Source organism: Lysinibacillus sp. NPDC093210, assembly GCF_044753985.1.
In the GTDB taxonomy this organism is placed as follows: Bacteria; Bacillota; Bacilli; order Bacillales_A; family Planococcaceae; genus Lysinibacillus.
On the sequence record NZ_JBIVOE010000005.1, the window covers coordinates 1 to 14251 of the forward strand.

Consider the following 14251-nt stretch of genomic DNA (forward strand, 5'->3'; position numbering starts at 1 on the left):
GGCAAAATTAAAACTGAGTCCGGTACAATACCGAACTCAGTTTACCCAAGCTGCCTAAATGAAATAACCGTGTCTAACTTTTAGGGGTCACTTCAGCGAGTGGGGGAGGTTTTATTTTGGAATGGATTAGTTTAAGCCTTGGCTATCTTTCCACTCTAAAAACTCATCATATGTTAATTGTTTATCTAAAATTGAACCATCTTCACGGATTTCAATGACACGGTTTGCAATCGTTTGAATGAACTGATGGTCATGAGATGTGAAAATCATGGCACCTTTGAAGCGGATTAAGCCTTCATTTAGCGCTTGGATTGATTCAAGGTCAAGGTGGTTTGTTGGTTCATCTAGTAAAATAACATTGGCTGTTGCCAGCATCATTTTTGAAAGCATGCAACGTACTTTCTCTCCTCCTGATAATACAGAAGGGGATTTTTTCACTTCTTCACCAGAGAATAACATACGACCTAAGAAGCCTCGTAGGAAGCTTTCTGTTTCATCGTCAGGTGAATATTGACGAAGCCATTCTACTAATGATTTTTCTGAACCTTCAAAGTATTTATCATGATCGTTTTCGAAATAGCTTTGAGATGTTGTAACACCCCATTTAAATGTACCAGCATCAGCTTCTTTATCTTCCATTAAGATATCAAGAAGAGCTGTTTTAGCCATAGGGCTACCAAGTAAAACGATTTTATCGTCTTTATTCATTGAAAAACGAATATCTTTAAATAACGTTTGACCGTCTTGACTTGCTGTAAGACCATCAACTGTTAATACATCATTACCGATTTCGCGGCCGATTTGGAAGTTGATGAATGGATATTTACGGCTAGAAGGTCTAATGTCATCAAGCTCGATTTTATCCAACATTTTTTTACGTGATGTTGCTTGTTTTGACTTTGACGCATTGGCAGAGAAACGAGCGATAAACGCTTGTAATTCTTTAATTTTTTCTTCTTTTTTAGAATTTTGGTCTTGCGCCATTTTTTGTGCTAATTGAGAAGATTCATACCAGAAATCATAGTTACCCACATATAATTGAATTTTTGAGAAATCAAGATCCGCGATATGTGTACATACTTTGTTTAAGAAGTGACGGTCATGGGATACGACGATAACTGTATTTTCAAAGTTAATTAGGAATTCTTCTAACCATTGAATCGCTTTTAAGTCAAGGTGGTTGGTAGGCTCATCTAGTAATAATACATCTGGTTGACCGAATAATGCTTGTGCTAATAATACTTTAACTTTGTCAGAACCTTCAAGATCACCCATTAACATATAGTGAAGATCATCTGAGATACCTAAACCGTTTAATAATGTTGCTGCTTCTGATTCAGCTTCCCAACCGTTTAGCTCTGCAAATTCACCTTCTAATTCAGCAGCACGCATGCCATCCTCATCAGAGAAATCTTCTTTTGCATAAATAGCATCTTTTTCATTTTTCACATCATATAGGCGTTTGTTACCCATAATAACTGTATCAAGCACTGTATGCTCGTCGTACTCGAAGTGATTTTGTTTAAGGACAGATAAGCGTTCGTCCTTACCCATTGATACATTTCCTTCTTGTGCTTCGATTTCACCAGAAAGAATTTTTAGGAATGTTGATTTTCCTGCACCGTTAGCCCCGATTAAACCGTAGCAATTCCCCGGTGTGAATTTTATATTTACGTCTTCAAATAGTTTACGATCGCCATAGCGAAGACCTACATTACTTACTTGAATCATGCAAGTTCCTCCTTTTTTCACAATGGCTCTAGTATATCATGAAATATGTTCCATAGTCTATAAACATTATGACATCAACGTTTACCGATAATAACTCTGTATCTAATAGAGCAATCGATAGTACAAGTCGTTGCTTATCAATGAATAAAGATACAAATATTTATTTTAAAAGAAAAAATAATGTTAAAGTTGACTTTCAAGATTGGATAATATAGAATATTCCAAAATCAGAAGTTGCTAAATTCTGTGAAAAAGAAAGTAATTCATTTTGTGCTGCTAAGCGAATTAGGGATGGTGTGAGCCTAATGCAGATCGTATGAATGAAACGCACTTTGGAGAAGTTTCTCGAAATGTCAGTAGAGAATATCGGGGAGTCACCTCGTTATCAATAGAAAGTGGTCATAATAATGGCAACTAGAGTGGTACCACGGGAATGTATGCTCTCGTCTCTTATTGAGACGAGGGCTTTTTTTATTTTTTAAAAGGGGGAAAGGGACAAATGAATTCACAAATTGCGAAGAGTATTGCTATAGCGTGCAATCATCAAGTGAAAGTAGAAGAGATTGAAAAATTGCTTGAAAAACCTAAACATGTAGACCTTGGTGATTTTTCATTACCATGTTTTAAACTGGCTAAAAAGCTCGGAAAATCTCCTCAACAAATTGCCACTGAAATTCAAAAAAATTTAACGTGTGAATTGATTCAGTCGATTGAAATAGTCGGCGGATATGTCAATTTATTTTTAAATCAACATGTCATTACACAACAAATACTAAGCAAAATAATGAAAGAACAAAAATTATATGGAGCGAGCCCAATAAATAAAGGCAACGTTGTTTTCGATTTTTCTTCTCCTAATATTGCGAAGCCTTTTTCAATGGGACATCTGCGCTCAACTGTCATTGGTAATGCACTCGCCAATATCGCTGAGAAAAATGGCTATAATGCCATTCGTATTAATCATTTGGGGGACTGGGGAACACAGTTTGGAAAACTAATTGTTGCTTATAGACATTGGGGAAATCAACAGACAATTAAAGCTGCACCTATTAAAGAATTATTGAAAATCTATGTGAAGTTTCATGAAGAAGCGGAAAAAGACCCCACTCTAATTGAGCAAGCGCGAGCTGCATTTAAATCGTTAGAGGATAAGGATGACGAGGCACTTAAGCTTTGGCAATGGTTTAGAGAAGTTTCATTGGAAGAATTCACGACACTTTATCAGCTTCTTGGTATTGATTTTGATGCTTACGATGGCGAAGCTTTCTATAATGATAAAATGCAAAATGTGGTAAAAGAATTACAAGCAAAAGGGTTGCTGACATTATCAGAGGGTGCTTATGTTGTGGAATTAGAGGAAATGCCTCCGTGTATCATTACAAAAACAGACGGCGCGACACTATATGCAACACGTGATTTAGCAGCTGTCTTTTATCGTATACAACAGTATCATCCTGAAAAAATATTCTATATTGTTGGACATGAACAAACGCTGCATTTCAAACAGTTATTTAATGTGGTGGAGAAAATGGGTTATGAATGGGCAAAAGATTTAAGTCATGTAGCTTTTGGGATGATCTTAAAAGAGGGCAAAAAAATGTCAACGCGTAAAGGAAAGGTTGTTTTACTCAATGACGTTTTGACTGAAGCTATAGAGACGGCAAAACAAAATATTCAAATGAAAAATCCAAATTTACAAAATAAAGAACAGGTTGCTAAGCAAGTGGGTGTCGGTGCAGTTATTTTCAATGATTTAAAAAATTATCGCTTACATGATATTGATTTTTCTATTGAGCAGATGCTGCATTTTGAAGGTGAGACAGGTCCGTATATTCAATACACATATGCCCGTATTTTCTCCATTTTAGAAAAAGCTGATGTTCAACTGGGGGAAATGACTTATCAACCATTAGGTGTGCAGGCATGGCCAGTCATTCTATTGCTAGAACAATTTCCTCGCGTTGTTACAAATGCATATGAACAAGCTGATCCGTCATTAGTTGCTAAATCTGCATTACAATTAGCGCGCGCCTTTAATAAATATTATGCTAATAATAAGATTTTATCGAATGATGATTTACAAAGTTCTCGTTTAACTTTATGTCATTGTGTAGCAATCATGCTAGAAGAATCATTAGTACTTTTAGGCATTAGTGCTCCAAAAAATATGTAATGTTGTTTGTATTATCTATATAATGCACAACGGTATTTTCTTGAACTGAGCAATTTTATAAGTAATTTACCGAAATATTGACGATATGCAGAAAAAATGGTAAAAAGAATATAAGAAATCAGATGTCTGACAACGACGGAAGTTAATCAAGTGTAGGTTGAAAGAGAACGAATGAAATTGGCGTGAAGAAAGGTATTAATCGCATGAATAATAAACAATGGACAACTGCAATCGTATTCGCAGTTGTCAGTATATTTTTCGTTGCCCTCAATATGCGACCCGCTGTGACAGGGATTGGCCCCTTGTTTAATGTGTTAATGGAGTCGCTACAAGTATCCAATACACAAATGAGTTTACTGACATCTATTCCAGTGTTCTGTATGGGACTGTTTGCACCACTGGCTGTGCCGTTACAAAGACGTCTTGGTACGAAGTCTGCTATTGCACTGCTATTAGCACTGCTTTTTTTAGCTAATGGATTACGATTGATAAAAGAAAGCTATGCATTGCTAGTCGTGACAAGTTTTGTAGCAGGTTTTGCAATTGCCATTATCGGTCCGATGTTAAATGCGTTTATTAAAGAAAAATTCCCAAGCCGTTTTACGACAATAGTTGGGGTGTATTCTTTTGGTATTGGGACAGGTGCAACATTAAGTGCGGCATTAACGGTATCATTTTATAATGGCTTTCATAACAACTGGACAGTTGCACTTGGTAGCTGGGCAGTGCTTGCAGTATTCGCTCTTATAATTTGGTTGCTTGTTATCCAAAACAAACAAGATAGACCTACTATGCAAGGGGAAAATCTTACAAAGGAAGCATCACGTAATCCGTGGAAAAACGGTCGTGCATGGACGATTTTACTTTATTTTGGTTTACAAACATCGTTATTTTTCTCGATGATGTCGTGGCTAACGCCCATGCTACAAGATAAAGGGTTCTCACTTGTTGCTGCTAGTTCCATGCTAACTTTTTTATCTATCGTACAAATGATAGGGAATATTGTTGTACCGTTGCTAATGGAAAAATGGTCAAGTCGCATTTATTGGCTTCTATCATTAGGCATTATGGGGGTCATCGGTTTTGTACTATTATGGATAGGAACAGGATTCATGTTATGGGTGGCTGTCCTAATTATTGGGATAGTGCTCAGTGGATTGTTTCCAATCGGATTATTATTACCATTGGATGAAGCACGTAATAATGAAGAGGCCAATAGCTGGTCATCAATGGTATTATCTGGCGGATTTATGATGAGCGCTGTTATACCAACGCTAATTGGGTATTGCTATGATTTAACGGGCAATCATTCATTCACCTATACGATCTTTTTGGCATTAATGCTCGGTATTATTGGTACTACTCTCCTATTAAAGAAAAAATAAATATATGATAGGCATGCATGAATGATATGGCATGTCTTTTTTTTTGAATTCACTACATGTTAATTGAAAAGGCAGTAACGAGAAGGATTTAACCTTTATCGTTACTGCCTTTTGTTGATTTTAAGTTTAGTAAAAATATATAAGTATGAAATTATATTTAAAAAAAGGTTGTTAAATCGAATCAAAATTGTCCTTTAGATAGCGTTAGAAGGTTAGCTAACTCTAGCAATTAAAAAAATAATATTGGAGGAATAAAAGATGAGATGTAGTAAAGGTTATGTCATAACAGGAGCAAGTGAACCAATTATTTATACTTGCGTGACTAAGGACAGTAAAAATGTTTATGTGACATTAGAAGGCGTAACAGGTGAGACATGGCCGTTCCAAGGATACGTTAAATTTAAGTTACAACGTGAAGCGGACAACTCTGATGTTTGGTTAGATGTGTCAACCCAAAATGGTGGTTACTGGGCAAATTCAACAGCAACGAAAAAAATTTTATATTTAGCAACGTAGGATATATAGGAAAAGTTATGTTGGTTACAGCCGAATTTTATGCTAATAGCAACTATACTAGAAAACTCAAATCATCAGCCTCACATATGTTTGTGCGGTAATCGTAAATTTATTGTTTTAACAAGGAATAGGAGTCTCTCGTTTAGGCGGAGACTTCTGTTTTGTGTTGAAAATTAGGAGACGATATGATAATTTTGGGGTAATTATTAATTAATAAAGAAAGGTGGCAAAAAATGAAGTTGATTCATGTTTTAGCTATCGTTGTTTTAACGGCGTTCCTGAGTATAAGTGGTACTTTTTTGATTATGAAAAAGAACTATGAAAACGAAGTTTCTAAAAGTGCCGCGATTCAATTAGAAAACAGTCAATCAATTTCAAACGTAGATGATGAGGAAGAGTTTGTATCAACAGTGGATATCAATTTTGGTTGGGAGAACCCTACATATTCCCAAATGCTTGATGAATGGAAAAGTGGAGATGACCCCTTTATTGATAACCTAGTGCAAGAAGTTATTCAACAAATGTCACATCAAAAGATAATTGCTGATGAGAAAGAATCATCCATTAGGATTACCCCCGAAAGAATTGTCACATTGCTGCAAATGGTAGAGGAAAATAAAGATAGATTCCAACATAGTGATAAATATTTAGAGATATTAAATCGTTGGAATCATGGTGACTTTTCAACGGTAGATCTAGACCATAATGCCATGTGGTTTATTCAAGGGACTAAACAAGGTGGTATCGCCACTGGCATTGCTTCAAAAGAACAAGAGCAAGACTACATATTCCGAGTTTTTGGTATTCCACTAGAAAAACAGAATTAATTTCTGTTTTTCTTTTTTTATGTAGTATAAGGAAAAGGAGTGAAAAAATCAGTTAGTTATTACTATTAATAAATTATAGGATTATTCTCTTTTTTTGATATAAAGCGTTTGTTCTGAAGAAAATGAATCAATAATAATATTATGTAAACTTGAAACGAACGAAATCCTTGTTTATGATAGAATAGGAAAGAAGATGAGAAAGAAAGTACTGGTGAATGTATGCGAAACAAAATGCTAATCGTTGGAGCGGCAACCTTCCTATTAACTGGCTGTGGTGATCAGTCCGTTGCAGAAATGTTTAATAAGGATAAGGCTGAGGTGAAATCGGAAAAACCTGTGGAGAAGCAGGAGGAAAAGCTTGTTCCAGAGGTGAAGGTTGTAGGTGAGAACGGAATTGGTGCAGGCATTATAGTGAAAAAAGAGCCAAAGATGCTTTATATTGTAACGAATGGAGCACTCGTATCATCAAAGCCTACAGCGCTTGTGCAATTTAGTAACGATAAGCTTGTAGAAGCTGAAGTACGCTATATGTCGACAGCCTATAATATAGCCGTGCTACAAGTGAAATATAACGCTTCGGTCAACGTTCCAACAGTTTATAATGGGAATTTGGATAACCTAGCTGTGTATGTCGATGGCTTACCACACACAATCAAAAAATATAATGACAAAGTAGCTGCTTATTATATAGATGGAGAGGTAGCCTTACCACCAGGTAGCCCGGTGATGGAGGCTGAGAAAGGTCAAATCGTGGGCATTTATTTTAATCGGCAGCAACAAGGTGTTTCACAACCATACATATTGCCACTGCAGGATATAGTAAAATTACTTGATGAATGGATTACAGACGGCATGAAGGCAAAAGATCGTTTGTCTCAATCAAAAAATCTATACACGTATAGTGAAAAAGGTGACAAAGAAGCAGTGCAACAAGCTATCGAGAAATATGGTAAGGATGTTTTTGCTTATAATGAGGACGAGGTAAAAATATTTATTGACACCTTCCATGAGCATCTAAAAGCAGCTGTTGCGATTAATGATGCAAGTGTAATGAATACTGTCACTGGAGCAGAGGATTTACAGAGCACGCTTAAAGACATGGTTGCCTATTATGCATCTAAGCAAGCAAAAATTCATTTTTCTAATACGACAATTAAACGTATAGAGAAAGTTGGGCAAAATATTGTTGTGCGTGCCAAAACGGAATATGTGCTGACCAATTCTGCGGGGCAGGAGGCACTGGCCAATTCCATTATGACATATGAAATTTTTAAAAATGATCAGGGCGAGTATAAGTTAATTCGTCTTACTGCAGAGGAGTGAGAAATAATATGGAGCAAGCAAGACAAATGCTACAGCACCACTTTGGGTACGATTCGTTTCGCACCGGACAAGCCCAAATTATTGAGCAAACGTTAAGTGGACAGTCGAGCCTATGTGTCATGCCAACAGGTGGGGGGAAATCGATTTGCTATCAAATTCCTGCACTGATGCTTGATGGCTTAACGATTGTTATCTCACCGTTAATATCACTCATGCAGGATCAGGTAGAGTCGTTGCGAGCAGCAAATATACCAGCTGCTTATATTAATAGTACGTTATCTACACAAGAAGTAGATGAAACAATGCAGCTAGCGAGTGCAGGCTATTTAAAGCTTCTATATATTGCCCCTGAAAGATTAGAAAGCGCCTCCTTTTTACAGGCGTTATCACAATTATACGTGCCATTGCTAGCGGTAGATGAGGCTCACTGTATTTCACAATGGGGCCATGATTTTAGACCAAGTTATCGTGCGATTCAAAAATTGTTTACACTGTGGCCACAAAAACCAACTGTTCTCGCATTAACTGCTACTGCGACACCAGCTGTTTGCGAGGATATCCGTCAATTATTAACGATTGATGAAGAGGCAACGCTTATTACTGGTTTTGAACGTGAAAACTTAGCTTTTACAGTATTAATCGGTGAAAATAAAGAACGATATATTAAAAATTATATTGAAAAAAATAAAACAGAAGTAGGTATTATTTACGCGGCGACACGTAAATCGGTTGATAGTTTGTATGAAATACTAGTTCGTACAGGTGTATCGGTCGCAAAGTATCATGCTGGGCTATCAGAGGATATGCGCATGTCTGAACAGGAACGTTTTTTAAAGGATGAGGCTCGTATTATGATCGCAACGAATGCATTCGGTATGGGAATAGATAAAAGTAATGTACGCTTTGTTATTCATTATCAAATGCCGCGAAATATGGAGAGCTACTATCAAGAAGCGGGGCGTGCAGGACGCGATGGACTGCCAAGTGCCTGTATATTGCTTTACGCTTCAGGAGATGTACAAACACAACGATTTTTAATAGAGCAAACACGTGATGAAGCACGAATTGCACAGGAATTAGAAAAATTACAAACAATGGTTGATTATTGTCATACAGAAGGTTGCCTTCAAAATGCGATTTTAACGTATTTTGGCGAAGAAGCAGGCGAGCCTTGTAATCGTTGCAGTAATTGTAATGACAGCCGTGAAGTTAAAGATGTCACTGTAGACGCGCAAAAAGTTTTGGCTTGCGTCGTACGGATGGGCCAAAAATTCGGTAAAACGATGGTTGCGCAAGTATTAATCGGCTCTAAAAATCAAAAGGTTCTTGAATTTGGGTTTTCTAGGCTTTCAACATATGGCATTTTAAAAGGTCAATCTTCAAAGGAAGTTTCAAATTTTATTGAGTTTTTAATTGCGGAAGGGTTACTAGCGGTGAAGCATGGGACATTTCCAACGATTTATGTCTCAGAGGAAGGAAAATCCGTACTGTTAGGCAGTCGAATAGTTATGCGAAAAGAAGCGGTTACTGTTCGAGTACTTGCAGACAATGACCCATTATTTGAACACTTACGATTATTACGGAAAGAGATTGCGGATGAAGAAAAGGTGCCACCATTCGTTGTGTTCTCTGACAAAACGTTGCGTGAGTTATGTGATAAAAAACCTATAGAGCTCGAGGGACTAAGACAAATTAGTGGTATAGGTGAAGTGAAATTTGAGAAATATGGTAAGCGTTTCTTTGAGGCAATGGAGTCATTTAAACTTACCTCAAAAGTTAACGAGTAAAAGAAAAGAATCCATTGTGAAAACACAATGGATTCTTTTCTTGTTGAAATAAAATAAGAGGGCCTCGATACCGACTATTCCGTTTATTTCTTCCAATAGTCTGCAATAAATTCATCACGCCCAGATATAGCGCGATCTTGCTTATAATGTTCTGATTCTTTTTTATAATAATCTTGATGGTAATCTTCTGCTGGATAAAAGTGTTGAGCATCACGAATAATGGTTACAATAGGTTTATCAAAGCGACCACTATTCGCAAGTTTTTCTTTCGATGCCTCTGCAATTCTTTTTTGTTCTTCTGAATAAGTAAAAATTGCAGTTGAGTATGACTCGCCCCTGTCGTGGAATTGACCATAGGCATCTGTTGGATCAATTTGCATCCAATAAATATCAAGTAATTGCTCATAGCTAAATATCGACGAATCAAATTCGATTTCTACTACTTCTAAATGACCGGAGTTGCCCTTTTTAACATCTTCGTATGTTGGATTTTCTAAATGGCCACCCATATAGCCAGATGTGACCTTATGTATGCCGTCCCACTCAACAAATGGCTTAACCATACACCAAAAACAGCCACCTGCAAACGTCGCTTTTTCAATCATGTTCATCATCCTTTCTTTCGTGAAAATATTATAGCATTATTTTGCTCATAACTGGCAAATAGGGTGTAAAATAACGAATAGAGAGATGTTGATGAGGTTAGAAAGAAGAAAGAAAAATGAAACTTTCCTTACTAGCAATCGTTACATTACTATAAAAAAAATAGAGGAGTTATTTTGATATGGAAGAGCAAGAGTATACAAGACGCTCGCAACGTCCGAAAAAACGTCGATTGCGTAAAGGGAGAGCATTGTTTACGTTCTTATTACTCTGTGTCATTGTAATTGCGGGATATAGCATTATGCAATATCGTAGTGGTTTACAATTAGCAACTGACACAAAGGTAGCACAAGAAGATTTTAGTGGGGACCAAATAAATAGTGATATTGAAAACTATTTATTATTAGGGATCGATACACGTGGTGAAGAAAAATCACGAACAGATACAATGATGGTATTATCTTGGAATAAGAAAACCAATGATGTCAAGCTTGTTTCATTTATGCGAGATATTTACGCAGACATTCCTGGCTACCAATCCTATAAACTAAATACTGCATACTATTTAGGTGGTGTTCAGCTATTAAAAGATACATTAAGTAATATGTTTGGATTACCAATTCATCACTACGCACTTGTAGATTTTAAAAATTTCGAGTCACTTGTTGATATTTTAGCACCAAATGGTGTGGAAATAGATGTTGAAAAAGATATGTCTGAAAAAATTGGCGTTACGCTTACTAAAGGTACGCATAACCTCAATGGGCAGGAATTACTAGGCTATGCAAGGTTCCGTCATGATGCAGAAGGAGATTTTGGTCGAGTTGCTCGCCAGCAAAAAGTAATTGAAGCATTAAAAAATGAAATATTAGCACCCCAAAACGTACTGAACTTACCAAAATTTATTGGTGCAGCCCAAGGCTATGTGACAACTGATTATTCGTCTACAGGCGAAATACAACAAGTTTTAAAAATGGTGTCTAAAGGGAAAATATCAATAGAGAAAGCGACAGTACCGATTGAAGGCAGCTATGATTTCCAAAACTTTAGCCATGCAGGGTCTGCAATTGTTATTGATGAACAGAAAAATAAAGAGTTTTTAAGTAAATTTTTAGGTATTTCCTTAGAGTGATGTTTCGCTAAAGCCAACATTATCCTGTAAAATATAGGTGAGCAATTGGATTGGGGTGTGAATATGAGAGAACAAAGACCAAGGGAGCATTCAAACTTTTTTTCGACGAAGTTTATCCGCTTTTTAGGTGGTAAAAATTTATTATTTACGTTGATTATTTTATTATTACTCGCATGTGTGATTTTTATGTTTGGAAAAGTTTCCTTCATATTTACCCCGCTACAAGTATTATTCGAAGTTGTTATTTTACCAGGGGTGCTTGCCGTAATAGGATATTATTTATTACGACCATTATTAGGAATACTTGAAAAGTGGCGTATCCCAAGAGCATGGGGCATCTTAATTTTGTATATCGGTGTCATTGGCGTTATTACGTTACTCGTCGTGCTAGTCTATCCTTTTTTACGTGATCAATTTACGAATTTAGCACAAGAATTCCCTGTGTATTTTATGGCGCTAACCCAAAATATTGTGGAGTACTTGAATAACTCTCGCGTAAATGAGTATTTAGCCAATATGGACTTTAACTATGAAAAAGTAGTGATGAATTTCACTACAGACATTATCGAAACAGTAAAAGATACAGCAGCGAATTTAGCACAAGGTGTTGCTACTGGTATAACAGGATTTCTTTCAACCTTAACGGGCATTATTTTGTCGCTCGTTACAGTACCTTTTATTTTATTTTATTTACTGAAAGATGGAGAAAAACTACCGAGATTCGTCATGAAAATTTGCCCGCCGCGCATGCGCACAGGTTTACATGATGTTTTACACGATATGGACAAGCAAATTAGTTCTTACATACAAGGGCAAATTTTAGTTTCAATGTGTATCGGAGCAATGGTAACGATTGGCTTCTTAATTATCGGCATGAAATACGCATTACTACTTGGCTTCCTAGCGATGATCACAAGTGTAGTGCCATACTTAGGTCCGGTTATAGCCATTACGCCAGCAGCCATTATCGCGCTTGTTAATTCTCCATTCATGCTAGTGAAACTTGCGATCGTTTGGACAGTAGTGCAGTTGATTGAAGGCAAGTTTATTTCTCCACAAATTATGGGGAAATCATTAAGTATCCATCCAGTTTCCATTATTTTCGTATTATTAACAGCAGGTTCGCTATTTGGTGTACCAGGCGTTATTTTAGGGATTCCGGGCTATGCGATCTTTAAAGTCCTTGTAACACATTTATTTAAATTATTTAAGAAACGATATAATCGCTATGAGGATGAAGAAGTACAAAAGTATGATGTGTAATAGAAACAGCTACCGCGAGCTCGCGGTAGCTTTTTTTAGTAAATAAGAGGGAAAATAAAAGCATGTGGAATGGGAGTACCCTGTATCACATGCTTTTTATATTGTTATTAAATTGAAACGTTTTTCAGACGGTCTACTGCTTCTTGCAATACGTCCTTTGGTTGCACAAGTGCTAGGCGCAAGTAACCTTGTCCTGCTGTTCCAAAAACAGTTCCCGGTACTGTGACAACACCGATTTGCTCAATCAGCTTAAATGCTAATTCGGTACAGTCAATATCGTACGGATATTTTGCCCAGACGAACATACCACCATCAGAAGGCGCTGCATCCCATCCTAGTGCATGCAAGCCGTTCATTAGTGTTTTATGACGTTCTGAGAAAGTTGCACGCAAATTCGCTGTAATTTCTTCTGCATTGTCTAATGCTACTACAGCAGCATCTTGAATCGGTTCAAAAATACCAAAGTCTAAATTCGATTTAAGTTGCTTTAAGACAGCAATCATTTCGGCATTACCTGCAATATAAGCAATTCGAGTTCCAGCTAAGCTGAAGCTTTTTGAAAGCGAATTGATTTCCAATCCAACTTCTTTAGCGCCAGGTGTTGCTAAAAAGCTAATAGGACCATCACCAGTAAAATAAAACTCTGAATATGCTGCATCATGAAGCACAATAACGTTATATTTTTTAGCAAAAGCAATTACCTTTTCGAAATATGCAAGAGAAGGCATAGCAGGTACAGGATTTCCTGGTAAATTTAAAATAAGTAGTTTTGCCTTTTGTGCAATTTCTTCCGGCACTGCGTCTAAATCCGGTAAATAATCGTTTTCAGCCGTTTGAGGCATATAGTAAGGTGTTGCACCAGCTAGATGAATGCCAGCATCGTATGCGACGTAGGCTGGATTCGTTGATAGTACGATGTCTCCTGGATCACAAAAGGCGATAGGTAAATGTACTAAACCTTCTTGAGAACCAATCGTTTGAATGATTTCATTAGTAGGATCTAAATCGACATTACTACGACGTTTATAGTAACGGCTTACCGCATCGTAAAAGCGTTGTGTCCCTGATAGCGTATAGCCATATGATTCTTCTAAGCTCGCTCGATACGATAAATGCTCACGAATTTTCGCATGAGGTGGAAGATCAGGGCTACCTAAGCTTAAATCTATTAAAGTCATTCCTTTTTCTTGTTGTTGCTTTGCGAAACTCTTTAAATCTCCGAAAATTGCTGGTGTAAATAAAGACATTTTTTTTGATGGTACGATTTTCAAAACTAGTACACTCCTTATAGTTGTATAACAGAATAATAGTAGTTCACATTTTAACATACTAAAGCACAGAAAGGGAAAGTTATTCTGAAAAAAGAATATATTCTATTAATGGAGAAGATGCTTGCATAGACTAGCGGAAAAATTTAAGCTAATATGAGAAAAACTTGAGCATATAATAGCGTCTTGCCTATACCAGTAAAAAAAGAGTGTTAATTCTGCTATTATTAAGCGAAGAAAGTG

At 36.7% G+C, this 14251-nt stretch carries 11 protein-coding genes and 1 other annotated feature; of the genes, 8 read left to right on the forward strand and 3 right to left on the reverse strand.

Going from position 1 to position 14251, the window contains the following annotated elements; genetic code table 11:
- Window positions 1–126: 126 nt before the first annotated feature.
- The gene (locus ACIP9C_RS13290; RefSeq protein ID WP_401011271.1) at window positions 127–1731 is read right to left on the reverse strand and encodes an ABC-F family ATP-binding cassette domain-containing protein; all 1605 of its coding nucleotides are present in this window, start codon (window positions 1729–1731) and stop codon (window positions 127–129) included.
- Window positions 1732–1968: 237 nt separating this feature from the next.
- Window positions 1969–2185, forward strand: a binding site (T-box leader).
- Window positions 2186–2230: 45 nt separating this feature from the next.
- On the opposite strand from ACIP9C_RS13290, the gene argS reads away from it, so the two are divergent.
- The 6 genes from argS to recQ all read left to right on the forward strand — a co-directional run bounded on the left by argS (window position 2231) and on the right by recQ (window position 9742).
- Window positions 2231–3904: an arginine--tRNA ligase gene (argS, locus tag ACIP9C_RS13295; protein ID WP_401011273.1), complete on the forward strand. Its 1674-nt coding sequence runs from the start codon at window positions 2231–2233 to the stop codon at window positions 3902–3904.
- Between the two features lie 203 nt (window positions 3905–4107).
- A complete protein-coding gene (locus ACIP9C_RS13300) occupies window positions 4108–5289 on the forward strand; it encodes an MFS transporter (protein WP_401011275.1) in 1182 nt (393 codons plus the stop codon).
- Window positions 5290–5547: 258 nt separating this feature from the next.
- A complete protein-coding gene (locus tag ACIP9C_RS13305; protein ID WP_401011277.1) occupies window positions 5548–5805 on the forward strand; it encodes a hypothetical protein in 258 nt (85 codons plus the stop codon).
- A gap of 233 nt (window positions 5806–6038) precedes the next feature.
- Window positions 6039–6632: a DUF6241 domain-containing protein gene (locus ACIP9C_RS13310; RefSeq protein WP_401011279.1), complete on the forward strand. Its 594-nt coding sequence runs from the start codon at window positions 6039–6041 to the stop codon at window positions 6630–6632.
- Between the two features lie 219 nt (window positions 6633–6851).
- Window positions 6852–7955, forward strand: a complete 1104-nt coding sequence (locus ACIP9C_RS13315) for a TcaA NTF2-like domain-containing protein (protein WP_401011280.1) — start codon at window positions 6852–6854, stop codon at window positions 7953–7955.
- Between the two features lie 8 nt (window positions 7956–7963).
- Entirely contained in the window at window positions 7964–9742 is a 1779-nt protein-coding gene (recQ, locus tag ACIP9C_RS13320; protein ID WP_401011282.1) for a DNA helicase RecQ, read from the forward strand.
- Window positions 9743–9825: 83 nt separating this feature from the next.
- Here the strand turns inward: recQ and msrA are convergent, their stop codons facing one another.
- Window positions 9826–10347 (reverse strand): peptide-methionine (S)-S-oxide reductase MsrA, encoded by a 522-nt coding sequence (gene msrA / locus ACIP9C_RS13325; RefSeq protein ID WP_401011284.1) that lies wholly within the window; start codon window positions 10345–10347, stop codon window positions 9826–9828.
- Window positions 10348–10526: 179 nt separating this feature from the next.
- Here msrA and ACIP9C_RS13330 point away from each other — a divergent pair, with 179 nt between their 5' ends.
- Entirely contained in the window at window positions 10527–11477 is a 951-nt protein-coding gene (locus ACIP9C_RS13330; RefSeq protein ID WP_401011286.1) for an LCP family protein, read from the forward strand.
- Between the two features lie 63 nt (window positions 11478–11540).
- The gene (locus ACIP9C_RS13335; RefSeq protein WP_401011287.1) at window positions 11541–12740 is read left to right on the forward strand and encodes an AI-2E family transporter; all 1200 of its coding nucleotides are present in this window, start codon (window positions 11541–11543) and stop codon (window positions 12738–12740) included.
- A 107-nt stretch (window positions 12741–12847) separates the two neighbouring features.
- On the opposite strand, the gene ACIP9C_RS13340 is transcribed toward ACIP9C_RS13335, so the two are convergent.
- Window positions 12848–14011 (reverse strand): aminotransferase class I/II-fold pyridoxal phosphate-dependent enzyme, encoded by a 1164-nt coding sequence (locus tag ACIP9C_RS13340; RefSeq protein WP_401011289.1) that lies wholly within the window; start codon window positions 14009–14011, stop codon window positions 12848–12850.
- Window positions 14012–14251: the final 240 nt, after the last annotated feature.

What these genes read in the sequence shown, in the direction of transcription:
- msrA (WP_401011284.1), bottom strand. Translation starts at nt 10,347, where the DNA reads ATGATTGAAAAAGCGACGTTTGCAGGTGGCTGTTTTTGGTGTATGGTT.
- argS (WP_401011273.1), top strand. Translation starts at nt 2,231, where the DNA reads ATGAATTCACAAATTGCGAAGAGTATTGCTATAGCGTGCAATCATCAA.
- recQ (WP_401011282.1), top strand. Translation starts at nt 7,964, where the DNA reads ATGGAGCAAGCAAGACAAATGCTACAGCACCACTTTGGGTACGATTCG.
- ACIP9C_RS13315 (WP_401011280.1), top strand. Translation starts at nt 6,852, where the DNA reads ATGCGAAACAAAATGCTAATCGTTGGAGCGGCAACCTTCCTATTAACT.
- ACIP9C_RS13300 (WP_401011275.1), top strand. Translation starts at nt 4,108, where the DNA reads ATGAATAATAAACAATGGACAACTGCAATCGTATTCGCAGTTGTCAGT.
- ACIP9C_RS13305 (WP_401011277.1), top strand. Translation starts at nt 5,548, where the DNA reads ATGAGATGTAGTAAAGGTTATGTCATAACAGGAGCAAGTGAACCAATT.
- ACIP9C_RS13290 (WP_401011271.1), bottom strand. Translation starts at nt 1,731, where the DNA reads ATGATTCAAGTAAGTAATGTAGGTCTTCGCTATGGCGATCGTAAACTA.
- ACIP9C_RS13335 (WP_401011287.1), top strand. Translation starts at nt 11,541, where the DNA reads ATGAGAGAACAAAGACCAAGGGAGCATTCAAACTTTTTTTCGACGAAG.
- ACIP9C_RS13310 (WP_401011279.1), top strand. Translation starts at nt 6,039, where the DNA reads ATGAAGTTGATTCATGTTTTAGCTATCGTTGTTTTAACGGCGTTCCTG.
- ACIP9C_RS13330 (WP_401011286.1), top strand. Translation starts at nt 10,527, where the DNA reads ATGGAAGAGCAAGAGTATACAAGACGCTCGCAACGTCCGAAAAAACGT.